Here is a 20,921-nt window from a genome sequence, read left to right as displayed (position 1 = left end):
GGTCGATAGCACGGCCGGATGACGAATCAAAGCAATTCGGGCCGCTGGCCAGCCATGCACAGGCATTTTAGGCGAATTCAGCGTGGATAGCCCGGCGGCGGCCCGTGCCGGCGGATCGCATCGACCACCTCCCGGTGCCGCCGGTCCTCCCGCTTCATGTGGACCGCGATGACGGCATGCGCCGACGGGACCAGCAGCAGGACGTGGAAGACGAGGCCGAAAACGGCGCAGACGACGCACAGGACCAGGTTCAGGATCGCCGAAAACGGCTGGCCGTTGAGGAGCAGCCCGATCGGCGGCAGAAGCACGGCAAGGAGATAGATCATCGCTTGTCTCCGGCACCCGGTGCACGCTCCACGAGGGTCACACCGTTGTTACGCGGGATTTAGGTGCTATGCGCCGATCCGCAATGGCCTCGGCCCGGTGGCGGTGATAAGCCGCAAGTCTCGCCCTTCCTCCTGATTTCCATTACCAATCTGTCATGGTCGACAAGCAACGCGTCATTCCGCTGATCGTGGCCACCGCTCTGTTCATGGAGAACATGGACTCGACGGTGATCGCCACCTCGCTGCCGGCGATCGCGGCCGACATCGGCACCAGCCCGCTGACGCTCAAGCTCGCGATCACCTCCTATCTGCTGTCGCTCGCGGTGTTCATCCCCGCCAGCGGCTGGACCGCGGACCGCTTCGGCGCACGCATGGTGTTCGCGATCGCGGTCGGCGTGTTCATGGTGGGCTCGGTCGGCTGCGCGCTGTCGACCTCCGTCACCGACTTCGTGTTCGCGCGCATCCTGCAGGGAATGGGCGGGGCGATGATGACGCCCGTCGGCCGCCTCGTGCTGCTCCGCTCGGTCGACAAGAGCGCGCTGGTCAACGCCATGGCCTGGGTGACGGTCCCTGCCCTCATCGGCCCCGTGATCGGGCCACCGCTCGGCGGCTTCATCACGACCTACGCGTCGTGGCACTGGATCTTCCTGATCAACATCCCGATCGGACTGCTCGGCATCTTCATGGCCCTGCGGTTCATCGACCCCATCAAGAGCGAAACGCCGGAGCCGTTCGATCTCTACGGCATGGTGCTCGCCGGCATCGGCCTCGCGGGCATCGCGTTCGGGCTCTCCGTGGCCGGCCTCAACCTTCTGCCCTGGAGCACGATCGTGGCCCTGATCGCGGGCGGATCGATCTCGATGACGCTCTATGTGCTGCATGCCCGGCGGACCGGATCGCCGGTGCTGGACTTCTCGCTGCTGAACCTGCCGACGCTGCGCGCGGCCGTGATCGGCGGCTTCCTGTTCCGGCTCGGCATCGGCGCGCTGCCGTTCCTGCTGCCGCTGCTGATGCAGATCGGGTTCGGATTGACCCCGTTCCATTCCGGCCTCGTCACCTTCGCCTCCTCGCTCGGCGCCATGGGCATGAAGACGCTGGCGGCGCGCATCATCCGGACCTTCGGCTTCCGCAACCTGATGACAGTGAATGCGGTCGTCAGCGCATTCTTCCTCGGCATCTGCGCGCTGTTCACGGTGACGACGCCGCTGCTGATCATCATGGTGATCCTGGTGGTCGGCGGCTTCTTCCGCTCGCTCGAATTCACCGCGATCAACACCGTCGCCTATGCCGACGTCGAGACCGCGCAGATGAGCCGTGCCACGACGCTCGTCAGCGTCAACCAGCAACTCGCGGTCTCCGCCGGCGTCGCCGTCGGCGCAGCGTCGGTGGAGACGACGATGTGGCTCAGCCATGTCAGCGAGCTCAACGCCACCGTGTTCGCTCCGGCCTTCGTCGTGGTCGCGCTGACCTCGGCGGCATCGAGCTATTTCTTCTGGCAGATGCCGGCCGATGCCGGCCACGAGATCTCCGGCCGCAAGGTCACGGAGATCGCCAGCCGCAAGGGCGCCGGCAAGGGCGCCGCCAAGGCCGCCGTCAAGGTCGCGACCGAGGATACGCAGGACGTCCGGGATCAGCGGCTGGGGTAGAGGACGCAAGGTGAAGCCCCTCATCCTGAGGAGCGCGGAACGCGCGTCTCGAAGGATGAAGGCCAGGCCTATGGCCTCGCCCCTCAAGATGCGCGCCCTGGCGCGCTCCTCAGGGCGAGGAACCGGCGCTCGCTACTGCCTCGCCTCGCCCCGAAATCCCGTCGCGAGCACGTAGCGCTCGGAGGAATCCTGCCGGCTCGCCGCCGGCTTGACGTGGCGCACGGTGGCGAAATCGCGCTTGAGTTGGGCGAGCAGTTCGGCGTCGGCGCCGCTCTGGAACGTCTTGGCCAGGAACGTCCCGCCCGGCTTCAGCACGTCGCACGCGAACGCGGCCGCGGTCTCGACCAGGCCGACGATACGGAGCTGGTCGGTCTTGCGATGACCGGTGGTGTTGGCGGCCATGTCCGACATCACGACATCAGCCCCGCCCCCGAGCATGGCCGTGAGCCTGTCCGGCGCGTCATTGTCCATGAAGTCGAGCTGCGCGAAATCGACACCGGGAATCTCCGGCATCTCCAGCAAATCGATCGCGACGACCTTGCCCTTGCCCTCGACCGAGCCGACGCGCTTGGCGGCAATCTGGCTCCAGCCGCCCGGCGCGGCGCCGAGATCGACCACGGCCATGCCGGGCTTCAGCAGGCGATATTTGTCGTCGATCTCCAGAAGCTTGAACGCGGCGCGCGAGCGATAGCCCTGCGCCTTCGCCTTGACGACGTAGGGATCGTTGAGCTGCCGCTCGAGCCAGAGCTTCGACGACAGTTTGCGCTTGCCGCCGGTCTTGACCTGGACGTGCAAGCGGCCGGTGGTGTCCTTGGCCATCTCACCAGCTCCTGAGCGCGCCGTCCTCGCGCATCATCTCGACCAGCATGCCCTCGCGCAGGCCGCGGTCCGCGACCCGCAGGCGCGGCAGCGGAAAGGCGCGGCGGATGGCGTCGAGGATGGCGCAGCCGGCCAGCACGAGATCCGCGCGCTCGACGCTGATGCAGCTGTTGGCCGCGCGTTCCTCGTAGCTCATGCCGAGCAGCTTGTTGATGGTCGCGGTGATGTCGGAATCGTTCATCCAGATGCTGTCGATGCGTCGGCGGTCGTAGCGCGCGAGGTTGAGATGGATGCCGGCGAGCGTGGTCACCGTGCCGGACGTGCCGAGCAGATGCATGTCCGCGAGGTCGCGGCCGTGTTGTTCCGCGAACGGCTCGACGTGGTTGGCCACCTCCCGCTCCATCGCCGCATAGATCTCCGGCGTGACGTCGCGGCCGCCGAACTGCTCGGCAAGCGTGACCACGCCCAGCGGGATCGACATCCAGGCCTTGATCCGCGGCTGCGGATCGGCGCCGGCCGGATCGCGCTCGATGCGCACGAGCTCGGTCGAGCCGCCGCCGATGTCGAACAGGATCGCGCCGCGTCCTCTCGGGTCGACCAGCGGCGAGCAGCCGAGCACGGCGAGCGAGGCCTCGGTCTCACGGTCGATCACTTCGAGCTCGATGCCGGTTTCGGCGGCGACGCGGCTGCGGAAGCCCTCCGCGTTCGAGGCCGCGCGGCAGGCTTCGGTCGCGATCAGGCGCAGGCGGCGCGCCTTGCGCAGGTTGATCTTGTCGCGGCAGATGCTGAGCGCCGCGATGGCGCGCTCGATCGCGGCCTCGCTGATGCAGCCGGTCGCCGAGACACCCTCGCCGAGCCGGATGATGCGCGAGAAGGAATCGACCACGCGAAAGCCGTCGCTGGTCGGACAGGCGATCAGCAGCCTGCAATTGTTGGTGCCGAGGTCCAGCGCCGCGTAGACGCCGGTTCCAGGCGCCTGCGCGCCGACAGCCGGTTCGGTGGCCAATGCCACCGCCGCCATCGACCCCTCCAGCTCACCGTGCGGCGCATGGCCGTCGCGGAGCCGCGTGTGGTCATTCATACAAACTGTCTTTCCACGGCCCGCGAGGGGCCGGTCCGGAATTGATTTTTCGCCTGAAACATTAGCAGCGCGGCGGGCCTGCGCAACATCGCATCACATGGGACCATGCCCATTCGTGCGTTGTCGTGAACGGGGTGGTGGGCTATCTGAACAGGGTCCGGTCCGCCGCTGCCGCGAAAATGCGCAAATGCAGGCTTTTCAGGTCATTTTCATGCAAGAACACACGAAATCGTCTACGCTCGAAAACGCTATTGCACTGCAAAAATACGGCGTGGGACAGCCGGTCCGCCGCAAGGAGGACGACACGCTGGTGCGCGGCAAGGGCCGCTATACCGACGATTTCAACCTGCCCGGCCAGGCCTATGCCGTGATCGTCCGTTCGAGCCACGCCCATGGAATCATCCGCAATATCGGCACCGAGGCCGCCAAGGCGCTGCCGGGCGTGCTGGGCGTGTGGACCGGAACAGACCTCGATGCCGCCGGCTACGGCCCCTTCACCTGCGGCCTGCCGCTGAAGAGCCGCGACGGCTCCCCCCTGCTCCAGACCAATCGCCAGCCGCTGCCGACCGCGAAGGTCAGCTTCGTGGGCGATCCCGTCGCCTTCGTGGTGGCCGAGACGCTGGCCCAGGCGCGCGACGCCGCCGAAGCGGTCGAGGTCGATATCGAGCCGCTGCCGTCGGTGACCGATCCCGAGGAAGCGGCGCAGCCCGGCGCGCCGCAGCTCTACGACCACATCCCGAACAACGTCGCGCTCGATTATCACTACGGCGACATGGAGAAGGTGAACGCCGCCTTCGCCGGCGCAGCGCACGTCACCCGCCTCGACATCGACAACACCCGCGTCGCCGTGGTCTCGATGGAGCCGCGCGTGGGACTGGCCTCCTACGACAAGACGACGGAGCGCTACACCATCCAGATGCCGACGCAGGGCGTCGCCGGCAACCGCGCCAACCTCGCCAAGAACATGAAGGTGCCGAACGAGAAGGTGCGCATCCTCACCGCCAATGTCGGCGGCTCCTTCGGCATGAAGAACGTCAACTACCCCGAATACATGTGCATCCTGTACGCAGCCAAGGCGCTGGGACGCCCGGTGAAGTGGCTCGACGAGCGCTCCACCAGCTTCCTGTCCGACAGCCATGGCCGCGCGCAGAAGATCCATGCCGAGCTCGCGCTCGACGCCAAGGGGCACTTCCTCGCCGCGAAGCTCTCCGGCTACGGCAATCTCGGTGCCTACATCACCGGCGTCGCGCCCGGTCCGTTGTCGCTCAACACCGGCAAGAACTTCTCGAGCGTCTACCGCACGCCGCTGATGGGCGTCGACATCAAGACGGTGCTGACCAACACCACGCCGATGGGCGCGTATCGCGGTGCCGGCCGGCCCGAAGCGAACTATTACATGGAGCGGCTGATCGACCGCGCCGCCGACGAGATGGGCATCGACCGGCTCACCTTGCGCAAACGCAACTTCATCAAGCCGGACCAGATGCCCTTCCCGGCATCCTCCGGCGTCACCTATGACAGCGGCGACTTCCAGGCGGTCTTCAACAAGGCGCTCGCGATCTCCGATCACGAGAACTTCGCCAAGCGCAGGAAGGAGAGCAGGAAGGCCGGCAAGCTGCGCGGCATCGCCGTCGGCTCCTATCTCGAGGTGACCGCGCCGCCGAGCCCCGAACTCGGCAAGATCGTGTTCGATGCCGACGGCAGCGTGCAGCTCATCACCGGCACGCTCGATTACGGCCAGGGCCATGCCACGCCGTTCGCGCAGGTGCTGTGCGCCCAGCTCGGCGTTCCCTTCGAGAGCGTCAAGCTCGTGCAGGGCGACAGCGACATCGTGCACACCGGCAACGGCACCGGCGGCTCGCGTTCGATCATGGCGACCGGCCAAGCCATCGTGGAATCCTCGAAGCTCGTGATCGAGAAGGGCAAGCGCGCCGCCGCGCACATGCTGGAGGCCTCGGAAGCCGACATCGAGTTCGCCGACGGCAGCTTCACCATCGCAGGCACCGACCGCAGCATCGACATCATGGAGCTGGCTAAACGCCTGCACGACGGCAAGGTGCCGGATGGCGTGCCCGACAGCCTCGACGTCGATCACACCAGTGAGCCGGTGCCGTCGGCGTTCCCCAACGGTTGCCATGTCGCCGAGGTCGAGGTCGATCCCGACACCGGCGTGGTGCAGATCGTGCGCTACAGCGCGGTCAACGATTTCGGTACGGTGATCAACCCGATGCTGGTCGCAGGCCAGCTTCATGGCGGCGTCGTCCAGGGCATCGGGCAGGCGCTGATGGAGCACGTTCGCTACGATGAGAGCGGCCAGCCGATCACGGGCTCACTGATGGACTACGCGCTGCCGCGCGCCGAGGACGTGCCGTTCATGACGGTCGGCGACCATCCGGTGCCGGCGACGACAAATCCGCTCGGCAGCAAGGGCTGCGGCGAAGCCGGCTGCGCCGGCAGCCTGTCGACGGTCGTGAACGCGGTGGTCGATGCGCTGGCCGATTACGGTATCAAGCACATCGACATGCCGCTGACCCCGGAGCGCGTGTGGCGCGCCATCCAGGATGCGAAGGGCAAGGCGGCGTAGTCGCCGCCTCCACAACACCGACCGCCGCCGCCCCACCCACCGCTGTCGTCGCCCGACTTGATCGGGCGATCCGGTATTCCGAGATGGTCGCCATCGACGGTCGCCCTCAGCGCACGGGATACCCGCCTTCGCAGGGCATGACGCCGCAGACGGGGCGCGGAGCCTCAAACTCGCGCTCAGGCCCCCGCGCCCTACGCCGCCGCCTGCTCGCGCGGCTGGTAGATCGCGATGTGCTGGCAATGCGCCAACGGCGTCGCACCGTTGGCGACGACCAGCGCATCGAGCTCGACGAAGCGGTGCCCCTTCTTCTCGTAATTGGCGGTGACTTTCGCGCGTGCGGTGATCTCGTCCCCGGCGTGCGCGGCGGACAGCAACTGCATGCGGCTGCCGACGTGGATCCACGGCCCGAGTATCGTATTGTCCACCAGCACGCGGTTCATGACGCGCTGGATCAGGCCGGGATGGCCGAGCTGCTCGCGCGCGAAGATCGGATCGGTCTCCCGGATGTCGGCGAGATAGTCCGTCGCCGCCTGCCCGGCCCAGCGCCGTGGCTCGGTGCCGAGCCATTTGCCGGTCTCGAACGTCTCCGGGCTGACCGGCTTCCGCTCGGCCACCGCCGGCACCGCGACATAGTCGCTCAATGAGACCGCAGGCGCCGCGGCCGGCAGCGAGGCCGTTCCCGTCGCGCAGAGTTCGCCGCGGCTGAACACCTCGATCGTCAGCACGCCACCATGCTCGGCCGCGTCGACATCGGCGGTCTCGCCGTCATAGACCGGCTTGACGAAGCACGCCTCGCTCAGCCCGCGCACGAGGAAATCGCGGCCCCAGCGCGCCACCGGCACGTGCATCATGTAAGCGAAGACGTCGACGCCCGGGACCAGCCCGCCGGAAAAGCCGAAGCGGCGCGCCACCGTGTCGTCATGCATCTTGTTTTCGGATTGCCTGGCCGTGTTGTAGGCCTCGACGCGGTAGGTTTCGAGCCGGTTCGGCATGGCTTGGCTTCCCCTGTGTTCTTGTTGTTCGGCCCGATGGTAGGCCCTGAGGAACCGGGGTCAATCCCCTCGCCTTTGCAGCCCGAATGGGGTACCACGCCGCCGATGACCGACACTGCCACCCGCATCTATGTCGACGCCGACGCCTGTCCGGTCAAGGACGAGATCTATCGCGTCGCGATCCGGCTCGGCGTGCCCGTGAGCGTGGTTGCGGGCAATTTCATCCGCGTGCCGCAGGACCCGCTGATCGAGCGCATCGCCGCGGGCGCCGGCATGGACGCGGCCGACGACTGGATCGCGGAACGGGCAAAGCCCGGCGACGTCGTGGTGACATCGGACATTCCCCTGGCAAGTCGCTGCGTGAAGGCGGGCGCCGAGGTGATCGCGCCGAACGGCAAGCCGTTCACCGAGGAATCGATCGGGATGACGCTGGCCGTGCGCAATCTGATGACCGATCTGCGCTCGGCCGGCGAAGTTACCGGCGGCCCGCGATCATTCTCGCCGCGCGATCGCTCCGCATTCCTCTCGGCGCTCGACCAGACGCTGCGACGGATCCAGCGCCGCCGCACCGATCAGGCCGCGACGAGCCAGAATTCCAGCCAAGGTTAGTCATGGCGCCGCCACTGATCCAATTGAAAGACATCAAGCTGACATTCGGCGGGACGCCGCTGCTGAGCGGCGTCGAGCTCAATGTCGCGCCGGGCGAACGCGTCTGCCTGATCGGCCGCAACGGTTCCGGCAAGTCGACGCTGCTGAAGATCGCGGCCGGCCTGGTCGAGCCCGACGGCGGAACGCGCTTCGTGCAGCCCGGCGCCACCGTTCGCTATCTGCCGCAAGAGCCGGATTTCGGCGACCACAAGACCACGCTCGCCTATGTCGAGGCAGGGCTCGCGCCCGGCGACGACCTGTACCAGGCGCGCTACCTGGTCGAGCAGCTCGGCCTGACCGGCAACGAGAACCCGGCCAACGTTTCCGGCGGTGAGGCTCGCCGCGCCGCGCTGGCGCGGATGCTGGCGCCCTCGCCCGACATCCTGCTGCTGGACGAGCCGACCAACCATCTCGATCTCGCGACCATCGAGTGGTTGGAAAAGGAGCTCGACAGCCGCCGCAGCGCGTTGGTGCTCATCAGCCATGACCGCCGTTTCCTCACCAATCTCTCGCGCGCGACGGCGTGGCTCGACCGCGGCAAGATCAAGCAGATCGATCGCGGCTTTGCTTCTTTCGAGACCTGGCGCGACGAGGTTCTGGCCGAGGAAGAGCGTGACCAGCACAAGCTCGACCGCAAGATCGTCGACGAGGAGCACTGGCTGCGCCACGGCGTTTCCGGCCGGCGCAAGCGCAACGTCAAGCGTCTGGCCAATCTGCACGCGCTGCGCGATCAGCGCCGCGACTATCGCGGCGCCGCCGGCAGCGCCACGCTCGCCGCCGCCGAGGCGGAGCAATCCGGCAAGCTGGTGATCGAGGCGAAGGGAGTCACGAAGGCCTTCGGCGAACGCAAGATCGTCGAGAACTTCTCCACGCGTATCCAGCGCGGCGACCGGCTGGGGATCATCGGACCGAACGGCGCCGGCAAGACCACGCTGGTCAATCTGCTCACGGGCGGCGCACAGCCGGATTCCGGCACCGTGCGGCTCGGGGCCAATCTGGAGATGGCGACGCTCGACCAGCACCGCGAAAGCCTCGATCCCAAATCGACGCTCGCCGAGGCGCTGACCGGCGGGCGCGGCGATCACGTCATGGTCGGCGGCAAGTCCAAGCACGTCGTCGGCTACATGAAGGACTTCCTGTTCGCGCAGGAGCAGCGCGGCACACCGCTGGAAGTGCTGTCGGGCGGTGAACGCGGCCGGCTGATGCTGGCGCGCGCGCTGGCGAAGCCCTCGAACCTGCTGGTGCTGGACGAGCCGACCAACGACCTCGACCTCGAAACGCTCGACGTGCTGGAAGACATGCTCGGCGATTACGAAGGCACCGTCATCCTGATCAGCCATGACCGCGATTTCCTCGACCGCGTCGTCACCTCGGTGATCGCTCCCGAAGGCAGCGGCAAGTGGACCGAATACGCCGGCGGCTACAGCGACATGCTGACCCAACGCGGAGCGGACCTGAAGCGCGAGACGGCGAAGGCGCAGGCGCCTGCCGAGAAGAAGGAGGAGCGCGCCGCAGCTCCGGCTGCCGCGCCCAAGAGAAAGCTGAGCTTCAACGAGAAGCACGCGCTGGAAACGCTCCCGAAGAAGATGGATAGCTTGCAGGCCGACATCGCAAAACTGCAACGCGTGCTCGACGACCCGAACCTCTACGCCAAGGATCGCAAGAAATTCGACGATACGTCAGCCGCCATCGCCAAGGCGCACGAGGAATTGTCCGCCGCCGAAGAACGCTGGCTCGAACTTGAAATGCTTCGCGAAGAAATAGAGCAGGCTTGACCCATGACAACCACCCTCGCCGCCAAGATCGCCCGCGAATACGGCACGCCCTGTGCCGTGATCGACATGGACAAGGTCGAGCGCAACATCGCTCGGATCCAGAAGGCCTGTGATGACGCCGGAATCGCCAACCGGCCGCATATCAAGACACACAAGAACCCGACCATCGCGAAGATGCAGGTCGCAGCCGGGGCCAAGGGCATCACCTGCCAGAAGATCGGCGAAGCCGAGATCATGGCCAATGCCGGGATCGACGATATCCTGATCAGCTACAACCTTCTCGGCGAAGAGAAGATGGCACGGCTCGGCGCACTGAATGCCAAGGCAAACATGACGGTCGCGGCCGACAATTCGACCGTCGTCGCGGGCCTGCCCAAGGCAGCCGCGGCCTCGGGCCGTCCGCTGTCGGTCGTCGTCGAGTGCGACACGGGCCGCAAGCGCGCCGGTGTCGAGACGCCGGCGGAAGCGATCGCGCTGGCGCGCGAGATTGCCGCGTCCAAGGGGCTCGCGTTCGCCGGGTTCATGCTCTACCCGACCGAGACGGGCTGGGGCGATGCGCAGAAGTTTTTCGACGAGGCGCTGTCCGGCGTGCGCGCGCACGGGCTCGACGCCAGGATCGTCTCGACCGGCGGCACGCCGAACCTCGTCAACATCGGCAAGCTCAAGGGCGGCACCGAGCATCGCTTCGGCACATACATCTATAACGACCGTATGCAGGTCGCGGCCGGTTCCGCCACCTGGGACGATTGCGCCCTCCACATCTACTCAACGGTGGTGAGCCGCGCCGCACCCGAGCGCGGCATTCTCGACGCCGGCTCGAAGACGCTGACCACGGATACCGGCGGGCTCGATGGTCACGGCCTGATCCTCGAGCACCCCGAAGCCAAGATCGCAAAATTCGCCGAGGAGCACGGCTTCCTCGACCTCTCCCGCAGCAACACCCGGCCGAATGTCGGCGACGTCGTCCGCATCGTGCCGAACCATGTCTGCGTCGTCGTCAACATGATGGACGAGGTCGTGATGGTCCGCGGCGATGAGATCATCGGCACGCTGCCCGTCGCGGCACGAGGAAAACTGAGGTAGAGGCCTTTTCGCGTTGGTCATTGCCAGCGCGCCAATCCAGTCCGCGAGATATTGGATTGCTTCGCTGCACTCGCAATGACGGCGACTAACGCGACAGCCATTCCAGCGCGCCCCTGCCCGCGGCCGCACCGGTCGCGAACGATGCCTGGAGCAGATAGCCGCCCGTCGGCGCCTCCCAGTCCAGCATCTCGCCGGCGGCGAAGACGCCCGGCAATCTGCGCAGCATGAAGGTCTCATCGAGCTCGTCGAAGGCGACTCCGCCCGCGCTCGAGATGGCGCGATCGATCGGGGCGGTGCCGGTGAGATGAACCGGAATTGCATTGATCAGGTGGGCGAGCTCCGCCGGCGAAAGCGAGGCCAATGGCCGGTCGGCCGCGATGGCCGCCTCCTGCATCAGACCGATTCCGACCGGAGACAATTGCGCGGCCTTGCGCAGGAAATTCGCCAGCGATTGCTTGCCGCGTGTGCCTGACAGGCGGGTGGTCAGCGCCGAGGCATCCAGATCGGGCCGCAACGCGATCGTCAGCGTCGCCTGCCCGATTCCCAGCACAGCCTCGCGCAGTTCGGCCGACAATGCGTAGATCGCGCCGCCCTCGATGCCGGTGCGCGTGATCATGGCCTCGCCGCGCACGGTGTGCGCGCCGATCGTCAGCGCCACGCCCTTGAGCGGCTGTCCTTCGAAACGGTCGCGAAACACATCGGACCATGCGACCGTGAAACCGGAATTCGCCGGCCGCAGCGTCGAGATCGCAATCCCCTTCTCCGAGAGCGGACCGACCCACGTGCCATCCGAACCCAGCCGCGGCCAGCTTGCGCCGCCAAGCGCCAGCACCGTTGCACCCGCCGTGACGGACTGCTGGCCGCCGGCCGCTTGAAACAGCAGGCGACCGTGCTCGTCCCATCCAGTCCAGCGATGCCGAAATGCGAACTTCACGCCCGCCGCATCCAGCCGCCGCAGCCACGCGCGCAGCAATGGCGATGCCTTGAACGTCTTCGGAAACACCCGCCCGCTGGTCCCGACGAAGGTCGGCTGGCCGAGAGCCTCGCTCCAGCCGCGCAGCGCGTCAGGGGAAAACGCCGCGATCGCCGCCTGCAGCCTGGGGGCCGCCTCCCGATAGCGCGGCATGAACTGCGGCAGCGGCTCGCTGTGCGTGAGATTGAGCCCGCCCCGGCCGGCCATCAGAAACTTGCGGCCGGCAGACGGCATCGCGTCGTAGACGGTCACGACGGCACCGCCCTGCGCCAGCACCTCCGCCGCCATCAACCCGGCGGGACCGGCGCCGATGACAGCGACCTGATTGTCGGTTGTGGTCATGACGGGAGCTTAGACCAGTCCGAGCGCCAAACGACAAGCCGCCATGACCAGGCGAGCATCGGCCGAGACAGACTGCGCCCTAGGCACGTGCGCCTGCATCATCCCCCGACGAGGAAGCGCGTTGCTGCCTCACGGTCGAAGGAAACGCCGCGCGGCAATAGAATGGCGTCCTCGACCCATGCGATGGCCGACGAAACGTCGTCGAAGGTCTTCGCAGGAACGCCAAAGAGCTTTTCCGCGTTCATGCGGCTCACGTCCTCGAAGGACTCGGCAGGCACGATCGTCGCCATGCCCATGACGAGCGACTTCACGCGATCGGCATTCGCCTGGAGCCAAGCCTTCGCTTCCTTGGCGCCGCCCTCCGGACGCTCGAGCGATGCGGCGTCCGAAAAGACGCGTAGCGTGATGAAAGGCTCGCCGCGATCGAGCCAGCCGTTCCATTCGGAGAAGAAGCCCACTTGCTCGTCGAGCGTCGTGACGCCGCGCATGACGGACAAGACGAGCGGCCATTGCGTCAAATCGTGCTGGATCATGCCTGGGTTTCCTTGATGTCGGCAATTGGCCTTCGTTCTTGGCCAGGCCGTTGCCGTTGATGTCTTGCCCGCCAGTCGCGGCCGAAGATCGGGCGAGACGTGACGGAGCGGCAGCGTCGCAATCATGCGATCGGATTTGCCGTTGCTCTCCCGACGAGGCGCGCGACAGCCGCCAGATCCATTGAGTAGCCGCTATACATTCGTTCAGTCAATTGACCAGACATACAAATCGTTCTAAATCCGGGTCACGCGAGACCAGCGAAGAACATGCAAGAGCGATCCATGCGGGAATTGAAACCGGTCTTCGCGACGATCGACGCCCGCGACAAATTGCTGGAAGCGGCGCTCTCCGCCTTCGCGGAATTGGGCTTTCATGGCGCCACCGTCCGCGACATCACCCTTCGGGCGGGCGTTTCCCAGGGCTTGCTGACCCATCATTTCGGAGACAAGGAGCGGCTCTGGAATCTCGTTGGCGAGCGTGTCTCGGAGGATTTTCTCGAGCATCTCGGACCAGCCCTGCAGGTCGAGCACATCGATGCAGAGACGATTCCGTCCATTCTGGCGGCCTATATGGGCTACTGGCGCACGCATCCATCCGCGCTGCGGTTACAGATCTGGCGTGTTCTGGGCGCTCCGGAAGCGGAACGGCGTGCGCGTATCGAACGGCTCAACCGACGCATCGTGCCGGTTTTCGTTCGGGCACAGGAAGCGGGCTTCATCCGCTGTGATGTCCCGGCGGGCCAGGCCATGGTGACCGCCGGCAGCGTCATTCAATATCGGCTGCACAGCCAGCTCGAAATGCAGGATGCGGTCGGTGTGACTGGTGATGCGGTGCCGGCCGACGAGGCGTTCCTGCGCTACGTGTTCAGTCTCATCGCCGCACGAGCGGACGACCGGCGTCGCTGATCGAATCGCGCCCCGCACACTCGATCGCGACATGGCCTGGAAAGTGAATGGCCGGGCTATCGCGCGCGAATACGCGCTCCTGCCCGGCCATGATGGAAAGTCGCGTCCCGGGGTGAGCCTCAACGCCCCAGAATGGCGGCCTCAGAGCTTGATGCCGGCCCTCGCCGCGGCTTGCGCCACGTATTTCTGCGTCTGCTCGAACGCGCCCTGGAGGGCCTTGGCTTTCGACATGTCGCTGATCTCGGCGAAATGCGCGGCGACGGCATCGGGGGTCCAGTCGGACTCCGGCAGATTGATGCCCTCGCTCTCCAGGATCTTGATCACGGCGAAGGAGCCGGCCCCGGCGCCCATGATGGTGCGGGTCGGCGCGTCCTCGCTGAGCATGTATTCGACCGCGGGCGTGATCGCGTTCGGCTTCATCAACTGCAGGGCCTGCGGCGGCAGCAGTTCTTCCGTCATGCGGGTTGCCGCGGTCGGCGAGATGATGTTGACGCGGATGTTGTTCTTGCGGCCTTCCTCGGCGAGGACATTCATCAGCCCGACCATGCCGGACTTCGCCGCGCCGTAATTGGCCTGGCCGAAATTGCCGTAGAGGCCGGACGACGACGTGGTCAGCACGATGCGGCCGTAGTTGCGGTCGCGCATGCCGGCCCAGGCCGCCTTGCAGCAGTAGAAGGTGCCGACGAGGTGCACGTCGAGCACCTTCTGGAAGTCGGCGGCTTCCATCTTGCCAAACGACTTGTCGCGCAGAATGCCGGCATTGGCGCACATGAGATCGACGCTGCCCCATTCCTTGGTGGCGCGCTCGACCATGGCGGTGACCTGCTCGAAATTCGAGACGTCGGCGCCGTCCGCCATCGCGGTGCCGCCGGCCTTGCGGATCTCCTCGACCACGGTTTCCGCCGGCGACAACGAGCCGCCGGTACCGTCGCGCGCGCCGCCGAAATCGTTGACCACGACCTTGGCGCCGCGGCTGGCCAGACCCAGCGCATGCGCGCGCCCGAGGCCATTGCCCGCGCCGGTGACGATGGCGACGCGTCCGTCGAACCTGATTGCCATGAGTGATTCCTTTCTTCCCTCTCCCCTTTTCGGGAGACGGTGGCGCGCAGGCGCCGGCTGAGGGTTGTCTCTACGGGCGAGTCCGTGGAAAGAGGACCCTCGCCCGGCTTGGCGTTGCGCGAAGCCACCTCTCCCACAAGGGAAAGCGCAAGGGCGCTTCGCAAAGATTTGGTCAGCTTTTGAGCAGCGATGGATGGCCGGGTCAAGCCCGGCCATGACGGCACCACTCAGGCGAAATAGATCAGGCCGAGCCACTCCGCGACCAGCGCGGGCTTGTCCTCGCCCTCGATCTCGACCGTCACGTTGGTGCGGGACTGCAACTCGTTCGGCTTGCGCAGCTTGGCTTCCGCAAGCACGAAACGGCCACGCACGCGCTTGCCCGAGCGCACCGGCGAAATGAAGCGCAGCTTGTCGAAACCGTAATTGACGCCCATCGTGGTGCCCGCGATCGCCGGCATCACCTCGTAGGACATGATCGACAGCAGCGACATCGTCAGGAAGCCATGCGCGATGGTGGTGCCGAAGGCGGTTTCCTTCTTGGCACGCTCGGGATCGACGTGGATGAACTGGTGGTCCTCGATCACGTCCGCATAGGTGTCGATGCGAGGCTGATCGACCAGGTGCCACGACGACACGCCGATCTCATTGCCGACCATGGCCTGATAGGCTTCGAGGGAAACCGGCGGTTTCTTCCAGACTTCGTTCATTCATCACTCCTGGTGCCGTCATTCCGGGACGCGCAAAGCGCGAGCCCGGACTCCATTCGGCAATGAACCCTGCTGCCGAATGGAGTCCGGGCTCGATGCGACGCATCGCTCATGAATGACCAGCGTACTTCGTCCGCTCAGCTCTCGCCACGAGTTTTCGGCAGCTCCGGAAAATCCTCCTCGCGGAATTCGCGACCACGCAGGGGATCGTTACGGTCGTCGTCGCGTTCGAGGCGCCTGAGCTGAACGCGGCGAATCTTGCCCGAGATCGTCTTCGGCAGCTCGGTGACTATTTCGAGACGACGGATTCGCTTGAACGGGGCAAGGCGCGTGTGCAGATGCCTGAAGATGGAGAGCGCCGTCTCCGGCGTCCGCTCCGCGCCCGAGGTCAGCAGCACGAACGCCTTGGGGATCGCGAGGCGGATCGGATCCGGGCTCGGCACCACGGCAGCTTCGGCGACCAGTTCGTGCTCGAGCAGCACGCTCTCCAGCTCGAACGGGCTGATGCGGTAGTCCGAGGATTTGAACACGTCGTCGGAACGGCCGACGAAGGTGAGATAGCCTTCGTCGTCTGCGAACACGACGTCGCCGCTGCGATAGAGCTCACCTTCGGCGCCGGACAGCTTGCCGTCGTCGCCCTGATAGCCCTGCATCAGGCCGGCGGGGCGATCCGCGCCCAGCAGCAACGCGACCTCGCCTTCTTTTGCCGGATGCCCATCGGCGTCGCTGACCTGTACGCGATAGCCCGGCAGCGGCCGGCCCATCGAGCCTACCTTGATCTTCTGGCCCGGCGAGTTGCCCGCCAGCGCCGTGGTCTCGGTCTGCCCGTAGCCGTCGCGGATGGTGAGGCCCCAGGCCGCCTGGACCTGGTCGATCACCTCGGGATTGAGCGGCTCGCCGGCACCGCAGACCTCGCGAAGCGCGACCTTGAACGACGCAAGGTTCTCCTGGATGAACAGCCGCCACACCGTCGGCGGCGCGCACAGCGTGGTGACGCCGCAGCGGCCGATGGTGGCGAGCAGCCCCTTCGCATCGAAGCGCGGCTGATTGACCACGAACACTGTCGCGCCCGCGTTCCACGGCGCGAAGAAGCAGCTCCAGGCGTGTTTGGCCCAGCCGGGCGAGGAGATGTTGAGATGGACGTCGCCGGGTTTGAGCCCGATCCAGTACATGGTCGAGAGATGACCGACGGGATAGCTGCGCTGGCTGTGGCGCACGAGCTTCGGCTTCGCGGTCGTGCCCGAGGTGAAATAGAGCAGCATCGGATCGTCGGCGTTGGTCGGGCCATCGGACGTGAAGCTCTCCGAAGCATTCGCCGCCTCGTCATAGGAAAGCCAGCCTCCCGAGCCTGGGCCGACCACGATGCGCAGAAGGTTCTCGGCACCAAGCGTGACGAACTTCGCGACCTGATCCTCGGCGGCCACCACCGCCTTCGCCCTGCCGCGATCGAGCCGGTCGCGCAGTTCCTCCGCCGTCAGCAGCGTGGTCGCGGGAATCACGACGACGCCGAGCTTCATCGCCGCGAGCATCGTCTCCCATAGCGGAACGACATTGCCGAGCAGCAGCAGGAGATGATCGCCGCGCTTCAGGCCCTGCGCGCGAAGGAAGTTCGCAACCTGGTTCGACCGCTTCGAGAGCGCCGCGAAGGACAGTTTGGTCTGCCGATCCTGCGCGGCGTCGACGATCCAGAGCGCAGGAAGATCCCGGCTGTCCGCATTCGTCGCAAGTTCGGCGTCGAACCAGTCGAGCGCCCAGTTGAACGGAACCGGATCAGGCCAGCGGAACCCCTTCACCGCCGAGTCGTAATCCGTACGGTGCTGCAGAAGGAACGCGCGTGCTTGCTGGAATGTCGTCATGGTCCGGGCCCGTCGAATTGAATTTCGACCGTAGCCCGGATTGAGCGCAGCGCAAACCGGGGCCGGTTACGCAATTGGACGAAATTGTCCCGCCCGCGCGGAGCCCGCCATCGGGCGACGCTTCGCGGCGACCCGCTGGCTGCATCCGCGCGAGGGAAAAAGCCCGCTATTTTCCAGCGAGGCCGCGAACGTGCTTGATGATTCCGGAGAAATCCACCCCGCCCTGCCCGGCTGAATCGAAGGACTGGTAGATCTCCTGCGCATGCTTGCCGAGCGGGGTCGCCGCGCCGGCCGCCTTCGCCGCGTCCTGCGCCAGCGTCAGGTCCTTCATCATCAGCGCCGTGGCAAAGCCCGGCTTGTAGTCGTTGTTGGCGGGCGATGCCGGCACCGGACCCGGCACCGGGCAGTAGGTCGTCAGCGACCAGCACTGGCCCGACGAGGTCGAGGCGACGTCGAACAGCGCCTGATGCGAGAGGCCGAGCTTCTCGCCGAGCGCGAACGCCTCGCTCACGGCGATCATGGAGATGCCGAGGATCATGTTGTTGCAGATCTTGGCCGCCTGCCCTGCACCTGCGCCGCCGCAATGGACGATCTTCTTGCCCATCTTCTCCAGCACGGGCTTGGCCGCGGCGAATGCCGTCTCGTCGCCGCCGCACATGAAGGTGAGGGTCGCGCCCTTGGCACCGCCCGTGCCGCCGGAGACCGGCGCGTCGACCGAGAGCACGCCGTGCTTGGCCGCCAGCGCATGAGCCTGACGCGCGCTTTCGACGTCGATCGTGGAGCTGTCGATGATCAGCGTGCCCTTGGCCATGGCGGGAACGATGTCACTCCAGACGGCCAGCACGTGCTTTCCGGCCGGCAGCATGGTGACGACGACCTCAGCACCCTTCACCGCGCCCGATGCGCTGTCCGCGATGGCGGCGCCGTCGGCCTTGGCCTGATTGCGGGAGGCTTCGACGAGATCGAACGCCACGACCTTGTGGCCGGCCTTGACCAGGTTGGCGGCCATCGGACCGCCCATGTTGCCGAGACCAATAAATGCGACCGTGGCCATCTTCGTTTCCTCCGCTTCAATCGTTGTTAGTTGAGTTTCAGCTCGTCGGCGCCGATCTCGGCGAAATACGGCGCGAGCATCGGCGGCGTGACATCCTGGATGCGCGGCGGCGACCAGGTCGGGTTGCGATCCTTGTCGATCACGGCGGCGCGCACCCCCTCGCGGAAATCGTCGCTTCGGAACACTTCCAGCGCGGCGCGATATTCGCGCACCAGGCACGCCTCCAGGCTCGAGGCAGTACGCGCAAGCCGCAACAGCTTCAGCGTCACCACCATGCCGCGCGGCGACTTCTCGCCGAGCGTCTTCAGGGTTGCCTGCGCGAAATCGGAGCCGTCGCGCTCGAGCGCGGCCACGATGTCCTCCATGCGGTCAAAACCGAACAGCGCGTCGATCATCGCCTGCTTCGCGGCCACGGGACCCGCTGCATCGCCGGTCGCAAAACCGTTGATGAGTGCGCTGACGTCGGCCGCGGTCGCGCCCGGGCGCACTTTCGTCAGCGCCTCGCGCAGCTCCGGCCATTTAGCCGCCGGCACCACCGCGTCCGCAAACTTCGCGTGGATCGCGTCGGGTCCGTTCATGGTCTGGCCGGTCAGGCCGAAATAGGTGCCGATCTCGCCGGGCGAGCGCGACAATAACCAGGTGCCGCCGACATCGGGAAAGAAGCCGAGCCCGACCTCGGGCATCGCGAGCTTGGTGCGATCGGTGACGACGCGATGGCTGGCATGGCCGGACAGGCCGACCCCGCCGCCCATCACGAGGCCGTCCATGAACGCGACATAGGGCTTGGGATACTTCGCGATCCGCGCGTTCATGGTGTATTCCTGACGCCAGAAACGGGCGCCGAGATCCCCGCCTTCGCGCGAGCTCTCCCACAGGCCGCGAATGTCGCCGCCGGCGCAGAGGCCGCGTTCGCCGGCGCCTTCCAGCACGATCACCGCGACTTCCGGATCGGCTTCGAACCGGTCGAGCGCCGCATCGATGCCGATGGACATTTCGAGCGTCATGGCGTTGATCGCCTTGGGACGGTTGAGGCGGATCACCCCCGCCGCGCCCTCGCGGCGAACGATGAGATCTCCCTCTTCCACTGCAGTCATTGCGCGCCCTCGATCAGTTTGCGCGCCACGATGAGCCGCATGATTTCATTGGTGCCTTCGAGGATCTGGTGCACGCGCAAATCGCGCACGATCTTCTCGATGCCGTATTCGCTGAGATATCCGTAGCCGCCGTGAAGCTGCAGCGCGTGGTTGGCGACCTCGAAGCCGACATCGGTGCCGAAGCGCTTCGCCATCGCGCACAGCATGGTGGCCTCGGGATCTTTCCGGTCGAGCGCCGCAGCCGCCCGCCACAGGAAAGTCCGTGCGGCCTCGAGCTCGATCGCCATGTCGGCAAGCCGGAACTGCAGCGCCTGGAATTCGTCGAGGCGCTTGCCGAAGGCCTTGCGCTCCTTCATGTAGGATCGCGCCTTGTCGAGCGCGGTCTGGGCGCCGCCGAGCGAGCAGGCCGTGATGTTCAGGCGTCCACCATCGAGGCCGGCCATCGCGATCTTGAAGCCGACGCCCTCCTCGCTCAGCCGGTTGGCGACCGGCACACGCGCGTTCTCGAACATCACGGCGCGGGTCGGCTGCGCATTCCAGCCCATCTTGCGCTCGTTGGCGCCGTAGGACACGCCGGGTGTCTTGCCGTCGATGACGAGGGTCGAGATGCCGCCGGGGCCGTCACCGCCGGTGCGGACCATCGCGACCAGGAGATCGGTGCCGCCGGCCCCCGAGATGAACTGCTTCTGGCCATTCAGCACATAGTGATCGCCGTCGCGCACCGCGCGCGTGCGCAAGCCGGCCGCGTCGGAGCCGGCGCCCGGCTCTGTCAGGCAATAGCTCGCAATCAGCTCCATCGCGCAGAGCTTCGGCAACCATTTGTGGCGCTGGGTGTCGTTGCCGAAAGCATCGATCATCCAGGACGCCATGTTGTGGATGGAGATGAAGGCCGAGGTGGTGGGGCAGCCAGCCGCCAGCGCCTCGAAGATCAGCGCCGCGTCGAACCGTGACATCCCGGAGCCGCCGACATCGTCGCGGATGTAGATGCCGCCCATGCCGAGCGCGGCCGCTTCGCGCATCACGTCGACGGGGAAATGCTTCTCCTCGTCCCAACGCAGCGCGTGCGGCGCGATCTTCTCCGCCGCAAACGCCTGCGCCATGTCGCGAACCGCGACCTGATCCTCATTCAGAGCGAACTGCATGCTGGGCTGCTCATTCTTCTCGTCATTGCGAGGAGCGAAGCGACGAAGCAATCCATTCTCTTCCGCGGCGATATGGATTGCTTCGCTGCGCTCGCAATGAGGGGCTGGGGTACAGCCTTATTTCATGGTCGGGATCGAGAACTCCGCACCTTCCTTGACACCGGACGGCCAGCGCGAGGTCACCGTCTTGGTCTTGGTGTAGAAGCGAATCGAGTCCGGGCCGTGCTGGTTGAGATCGCCGAAGCCCGACTTCTTCCAGCCGCCGAAGGTGTAGTAGGCGATCGGCACCGGGATCGGCACG

At 66.2% G+C, this 20,921-nt stretch carries 18 protein-coding genes and 1 pseudogene; 6 read left to right on the top strand and 13 right to left on the bottom strand.

Annotated elements, in window-relative coordinates:
- Positions 1-77 precede the first annotated feature (77 nt).
- Positions 78-326: a hypothetical protein gene (locus QM712_RS10820; protein WP_415023088.1), complete on the bottom strand. Its 249-nt coding sequence runs from the start codon at positions 324-326 to the stop codon at positions 78-80.
- A 155-nt stretch (positions 327-481) separates the two neighbouring features.
- On the opposite strand from QM712_RS10820, the gene QM712_RS10815 reads away from it, so the two are divergent.
- The gene (locus QM712_RS10815) at positions 482-1,972 is read left to right on the top strand and encodes an MFS transporter (protein WP_415023087.1); all 1,491 of its coding nucleotides are present in this window, start codon (positions 482-484) and stop codon (positions 1,970-1,972) included.
- A 132-nt stretch (positions 1,973-2,104) separates the two neighbouring features.
- On the opposite strand, the gene QM712_RS10810 is transcribed toward QM712_RS10815, so the two are convergent.
- Both QM712_RS10810 and QM712_RS10805 read right to left on the bottom strand, forming a co-directional pair.
- Complete coding sequence (locus tag QM712_RS10810) at positions 2,105-2,791, bottom strand: RlmE family RNA methyltransferase (RefSeq protein WP_415023086.1); 687 nt, start codon at positions 2,789-2,791, stop codon at positions 2,105-2,107.
- Position 2,792: 1 nt separating this feature from the next.
- A complete protein-coding gene (locus QM712_RS10805) occupies positions 2,793-3,872 on the bottom strand; it encodes a Ppx/GppA phosphatase family protein (protein ID WP_415023085.1) in 1,080 nt (359 codons plus the stop codon).
- Between the two features lie 211 nt (positions 3,873-4,083).
- Between QM712_RS10805 and QM712_RS10800 the strand changes: the two genes are divergently transcribed.
- The gene (locus QM712_RS10800) at positions 4,084-6,456 is read left to right on the top strand and encodes a xanthine dehydrogenase family protein molybdopterin-binding subunit (protein ID WP_415023084.1); all 2,373 of its coding nucleotides are present in this window, start codon (positions 4,084-4,086) and stop codon (positions 6,454-6,456) included.
- A gap of 191 nt (positions 6,457-6,647) precedes the next feature.
- Here the strand turns inward: QM712_RS10800 and QM712_RS10795 are convergent, their stop codons facing one another.
- Positions 6,648-7,448, bottom strand: a complete 801-nt coding sequence (locus tag QM712_RS10795; protein ID WP_415023083.1) for a hypothetical protein — start codon at positions 7,446-7,448, stop codon at positions 6,648-6,650.
- A gap of 105 nt (positions 7,449-7,553) precedes the next feature.
- Between QM712_RS10795 and QM712_RS10790 the strand changes: the two genes are divergently transcribed.
- The 3 genes from QM712_RS10790 to QM712_RS10780 are packed head-to-tail and all read left to right on the top strand — an operon-like array spanning position 7,554 to position 10,954.
- The gene (locus QM712_RS10790; RefSeq protein ID WP_415023082.1) at positions 7,554-8,057 is read left to right on the top strand and encodes a YaiI/YqxD family protein; all 504 of its coding nucleotides are present in this window, start codon (positions 7,554-7,556) and stop codon (positions 8,055-8,057) included.
- 2 nt (positions 8,058-8,059) lie between these two features.
- Positions 8,060-9,871: an ABC-F family ATP-binding cassette domain-containing protein gene (locus tag QM712_RS10785; protein WP_415023081.1), complete on the top strand. Its 1,812-nt coding sequence runs from the start codon at positions 8,060-8,062 to the stop codon at positions 9,869-9,871.
- Between the two features lie 3 nt (positions 9,872-9,874).
- Positions 9,875-10,954 (top strand): D-TA family PLP-dependent enzyme, encoded by a 1,080-nt coding sequence (locus QM712_RS10780; protein WP_415023080.1) that lies wholly within the window; start codon positions 9,875-9,877, stop codon positions 10,952-10,954.
- An 85-nt stretch (positions 10,955-11,039) separates the two neighbouring features.
- Here the strand turns inward: QM712_RS10780 and QM712_RS10775 are convergent, their stop codons facing one another.
- Both QM712_RS10775 and QM712_RS10770 read right to left on the bottom strand, forming a co-directional pair.
- Positions 11,040-12,269, bottom strand: coding sequence for an NAD(P)/FAD-dependent oxidoreductase (locus QM712_RS10775; protein WP_415023079.1), 1,230 nt, complete (start codon positions 12,267-12,269; stop codon positions 11,040-11,042).
- Between the two features lie 98 nt (positions 12,270-12,367).
- Complete coding sequence (locus QM712_RS10770) at positions 12,368-12,802, bottom strand: hypothetical protein (protein WP_415023078.1); 435 nt, start codon at positions 12,800-12,802, stop codon at positions 12,368-12,370.
- A 282-nt stretch (positions 12,803-13,084) separates the two neighbouring features.
- Between QM712_RS10770 and QM712_RS10765 the strand changes: the two genes are divergently transcribed.
- Entirely contained in the window at positions 13,085-13,708 is a 624-nt protein-coding gene (locus tag QM712_RS10765) for a TetR/AcrR family transcriptional regulator (RefSeq protein WP_415023077.1), read from the top strand.
- A 141-nt stretch (positions 13,709-13,849) separates the two neighbouring features.
- Here QM712_RS10765 and QM712_RS10760 read toward each other — a convergent pair whose 3' ends face one another.
- The 7 genes and pseudogenes from QM712_RS10760 to QM712_RS10730 form a co-directional block, all read right to left on the bottom strand.
- Positions 13,850-14,767 (bottom strand): SDR family NAD(P)-dependent oxidoreductase, encoded by a 918-nt coding sequence (locus tag QM712_RS10760; RefSeq protein WP_415023076.1) that lies wholly within the window; start codon positions 14,765-14,767, stop codon positions 13,850-13,852.
- Positions 14,768-14,994: 227 nt separating this feature from the next.
- Entirely contained in the window at positions 14,995-15,474 is a 480-nt protein-coding gene (locus tag QM712_RS10755; RefSeq protein ID WP_415023075.1) for a MaoC family dehydratase, read from the bottom strand.
- A 137-nt stretch (positions 15,475-15,611) separates the two neighbouring features.
- Entirely contained in the window at positions 15,612-17,330 is a 1,719-nt protein-coding gene (locus QM712_RS10750) for an AMP-binding protein (protein ID WP_415023074.1), read from the bottom strand.
- Between the two features lie 166 nt (positions 17,331-17,496).
- Positions 17,497-18,384: a 3-hydroxyisobutyrate dehydrogenase gene (mmsB, locus tag QM712_RS10745; protein WP_415023073.1), complete on the bottom strand. Its 888-nt coding sequence runs from the start codon at positions 18,382-18,384 to the stop codon at positions 17,497-17,499.
- A 26-nt stretch (positions 18,385-18,410) separates the two neighbouring features.
- On the bottom strand, positions 18,411-19,478 hold the full coding sequence (locus tag QM712_RS10740; RefSeq protein ID WP_415023072.1) for an enoyl-CoA hydratase/isomerase family protein: 1,068 nt from the start codon (positions 19,476-19,478) through the stop codon (positions 18,411-18,413).
- On the bottom strand, positions 19,475-20,620 hold the full coding sequence (locus tag QM712_RS10735) for an isobutyryl-CoA dehydrogenase (protein ID WP_415023071.1): 1,146 nt from the start codon (positions 20,618-20,620) through the stop codon (positions 19,475-19,477). Before QM712_RS10735 ends, QM712_RS10740 begins: the two co-directional genes overlap by 4 nt.
- Positions 20,621-20,737: 117 nt before the next feature.
- Positions 20,738-20,921 (bottom strand): annotated as a pseudogene (locus QM712_RS10730) (methylmalonate-semialdehyde dehydrogenase (CoA acylating)); the annotation flags it as partial.

This window comes from Bradyrhizobium sp. (assembly GCF_047605465.1).
In the GTDB taxonomy this organism is placed as follows: Bacteria; Pseudomonadota; Alphaproteobacteria; order Rhizobiales; family Xanthobacteraceae; genus Bradyrhizobium.
This window is presented reverse-complemented; position numbering and strand designations above follow the sequence as displayed.

Excerpts from the sequence above, each read along its gene's own strand:
- QM712_RS10735 (WP_415023071.1), bottom strand. The coding sequence starts at position 20,620 with ATGCAGTTCGCTCTGAATGAGGATCAGGTCGCGGTTCGCGACATGGCG.
- QM712_RS10785 (WP_415023081.1), top strand. The coding sequence starts at position 8,060 with ATGGCGCCGCCACTGATCCAATTGAAAGACATCAAGCTGACATTCGGC.
- QM712_RS10750 (WP_415023074.1), bottom strand. The coding sequence starts at position 17,330 with ATGACGACATTCCAGCAAGCACGCGCGTTCCTTCTGCAGCACCGTACG.
- mmsB (WP_415023073.1), bottom strand. The coding sequence starts at position 18,384 with ATGGCCACGGTCGCATTTATTGGTCTCGGCAACATGGGCGGTCCGATG.
- QM712_RS10805 (WP_415023085.1), bottom strand. The coding sequence starts at position 3,872 with ATGAATGACCACACGCGGCTCCGCGACGGCCATGCGCCGCACGGTGAG.
- QM712_RS10775 (WP_415023079.1), bottom strand. The coding sequence starts at position 12,269 with ATGACCACAACCGACAATCAGGTCGCTGTCATCGGCGCCGGTCCCGCC.
- QM712_RS10790 (WP_415023082.1), top strand. The coding sequence starts at position 7,554 with ATGACCGACACTGCCACCCGCATCTATGTCGACGCCGACGCCTGTCCG.
- QM712_RS10740 (WP_415023072.1), bottom strand. The coding sequence starts at position 19,478 with ATGACTGCAGTGGAAGAGGGAGATCTCATCGTTCGCCGCGAGGGCGCG.
- QM712_RS10820 (WP_415023088.1), bottom strand. The coding sequence starts at position 326 with ATGATCTATCTCCTTGCCGTGCTTCTGCCGCCGATCGGGCTGCTCCTC.
- QM712_RS10815 (WP_415023087.1), top strand. The coding sequence starts at position 482 with ATGGTCGACAAGCAACGCGTCATTCCGCTGATCGTGGCCACCGCTCTG.
- QM712_RS10760 (WP_415023076.1), bottom strand. The coding sequence starts at position 14,767 with ATGGCAATCAGGTTCGACGGACGCGTCGCCATCGTCACCGGCGCGGGC.
- QM712_RS10800 (WP_415023084.1), top strand. The coding sequence starts at position 4,084 with ATGCAAGAACACACGAAATCGTCTACGCTCGAAAACGCTATTGCACTG.
- QM712_RS10795 (WP_415023083.1), bottom strand. The coding sequence starts at position 7,448 with ATGCCGAACCGGCTCGAAACCTACCGCGTCGAGGCCTACAACACGGCC.
- QM712_RS10755 (WP_415023075.1), bottom strand. The coding sequence starts at position 15,474 with ATGAACGAAGTCTGGAAGAAACCGCCGGTTTCCCTCGAAGCCTATCAG.
- QM712_RS10765 (WP_415023077.1), top strand. The coding sequence starts at position 13,085 with ATGCGGGAATTGAAACCGGTCTTCGCGACGATCGACGCCCGCGACAAA.
- QM712_RS10810 (WP_415023086.1), bottom strand. The coding sequence starts at position 2,791 with ATGGCCAAGGACACCACCGGCCGCTTGCACGTCCAGGTCAAGACCGGC.
- QM712_RS10770 (WP_415023078.1), bottom strand. The coding sequence starts at position 12,802 with ATGATCCAGCACGATTTGACGCAATGGCCGCTCGTCTTGTCCGTCATG.
- QM712_RS10780 (WP_415023080.1), top strand. The coding sequence starts at position 9,875 with ATGACAACCACCCTCGCCGCCAAGATCGCCCGCGAATACGGCACGCCC.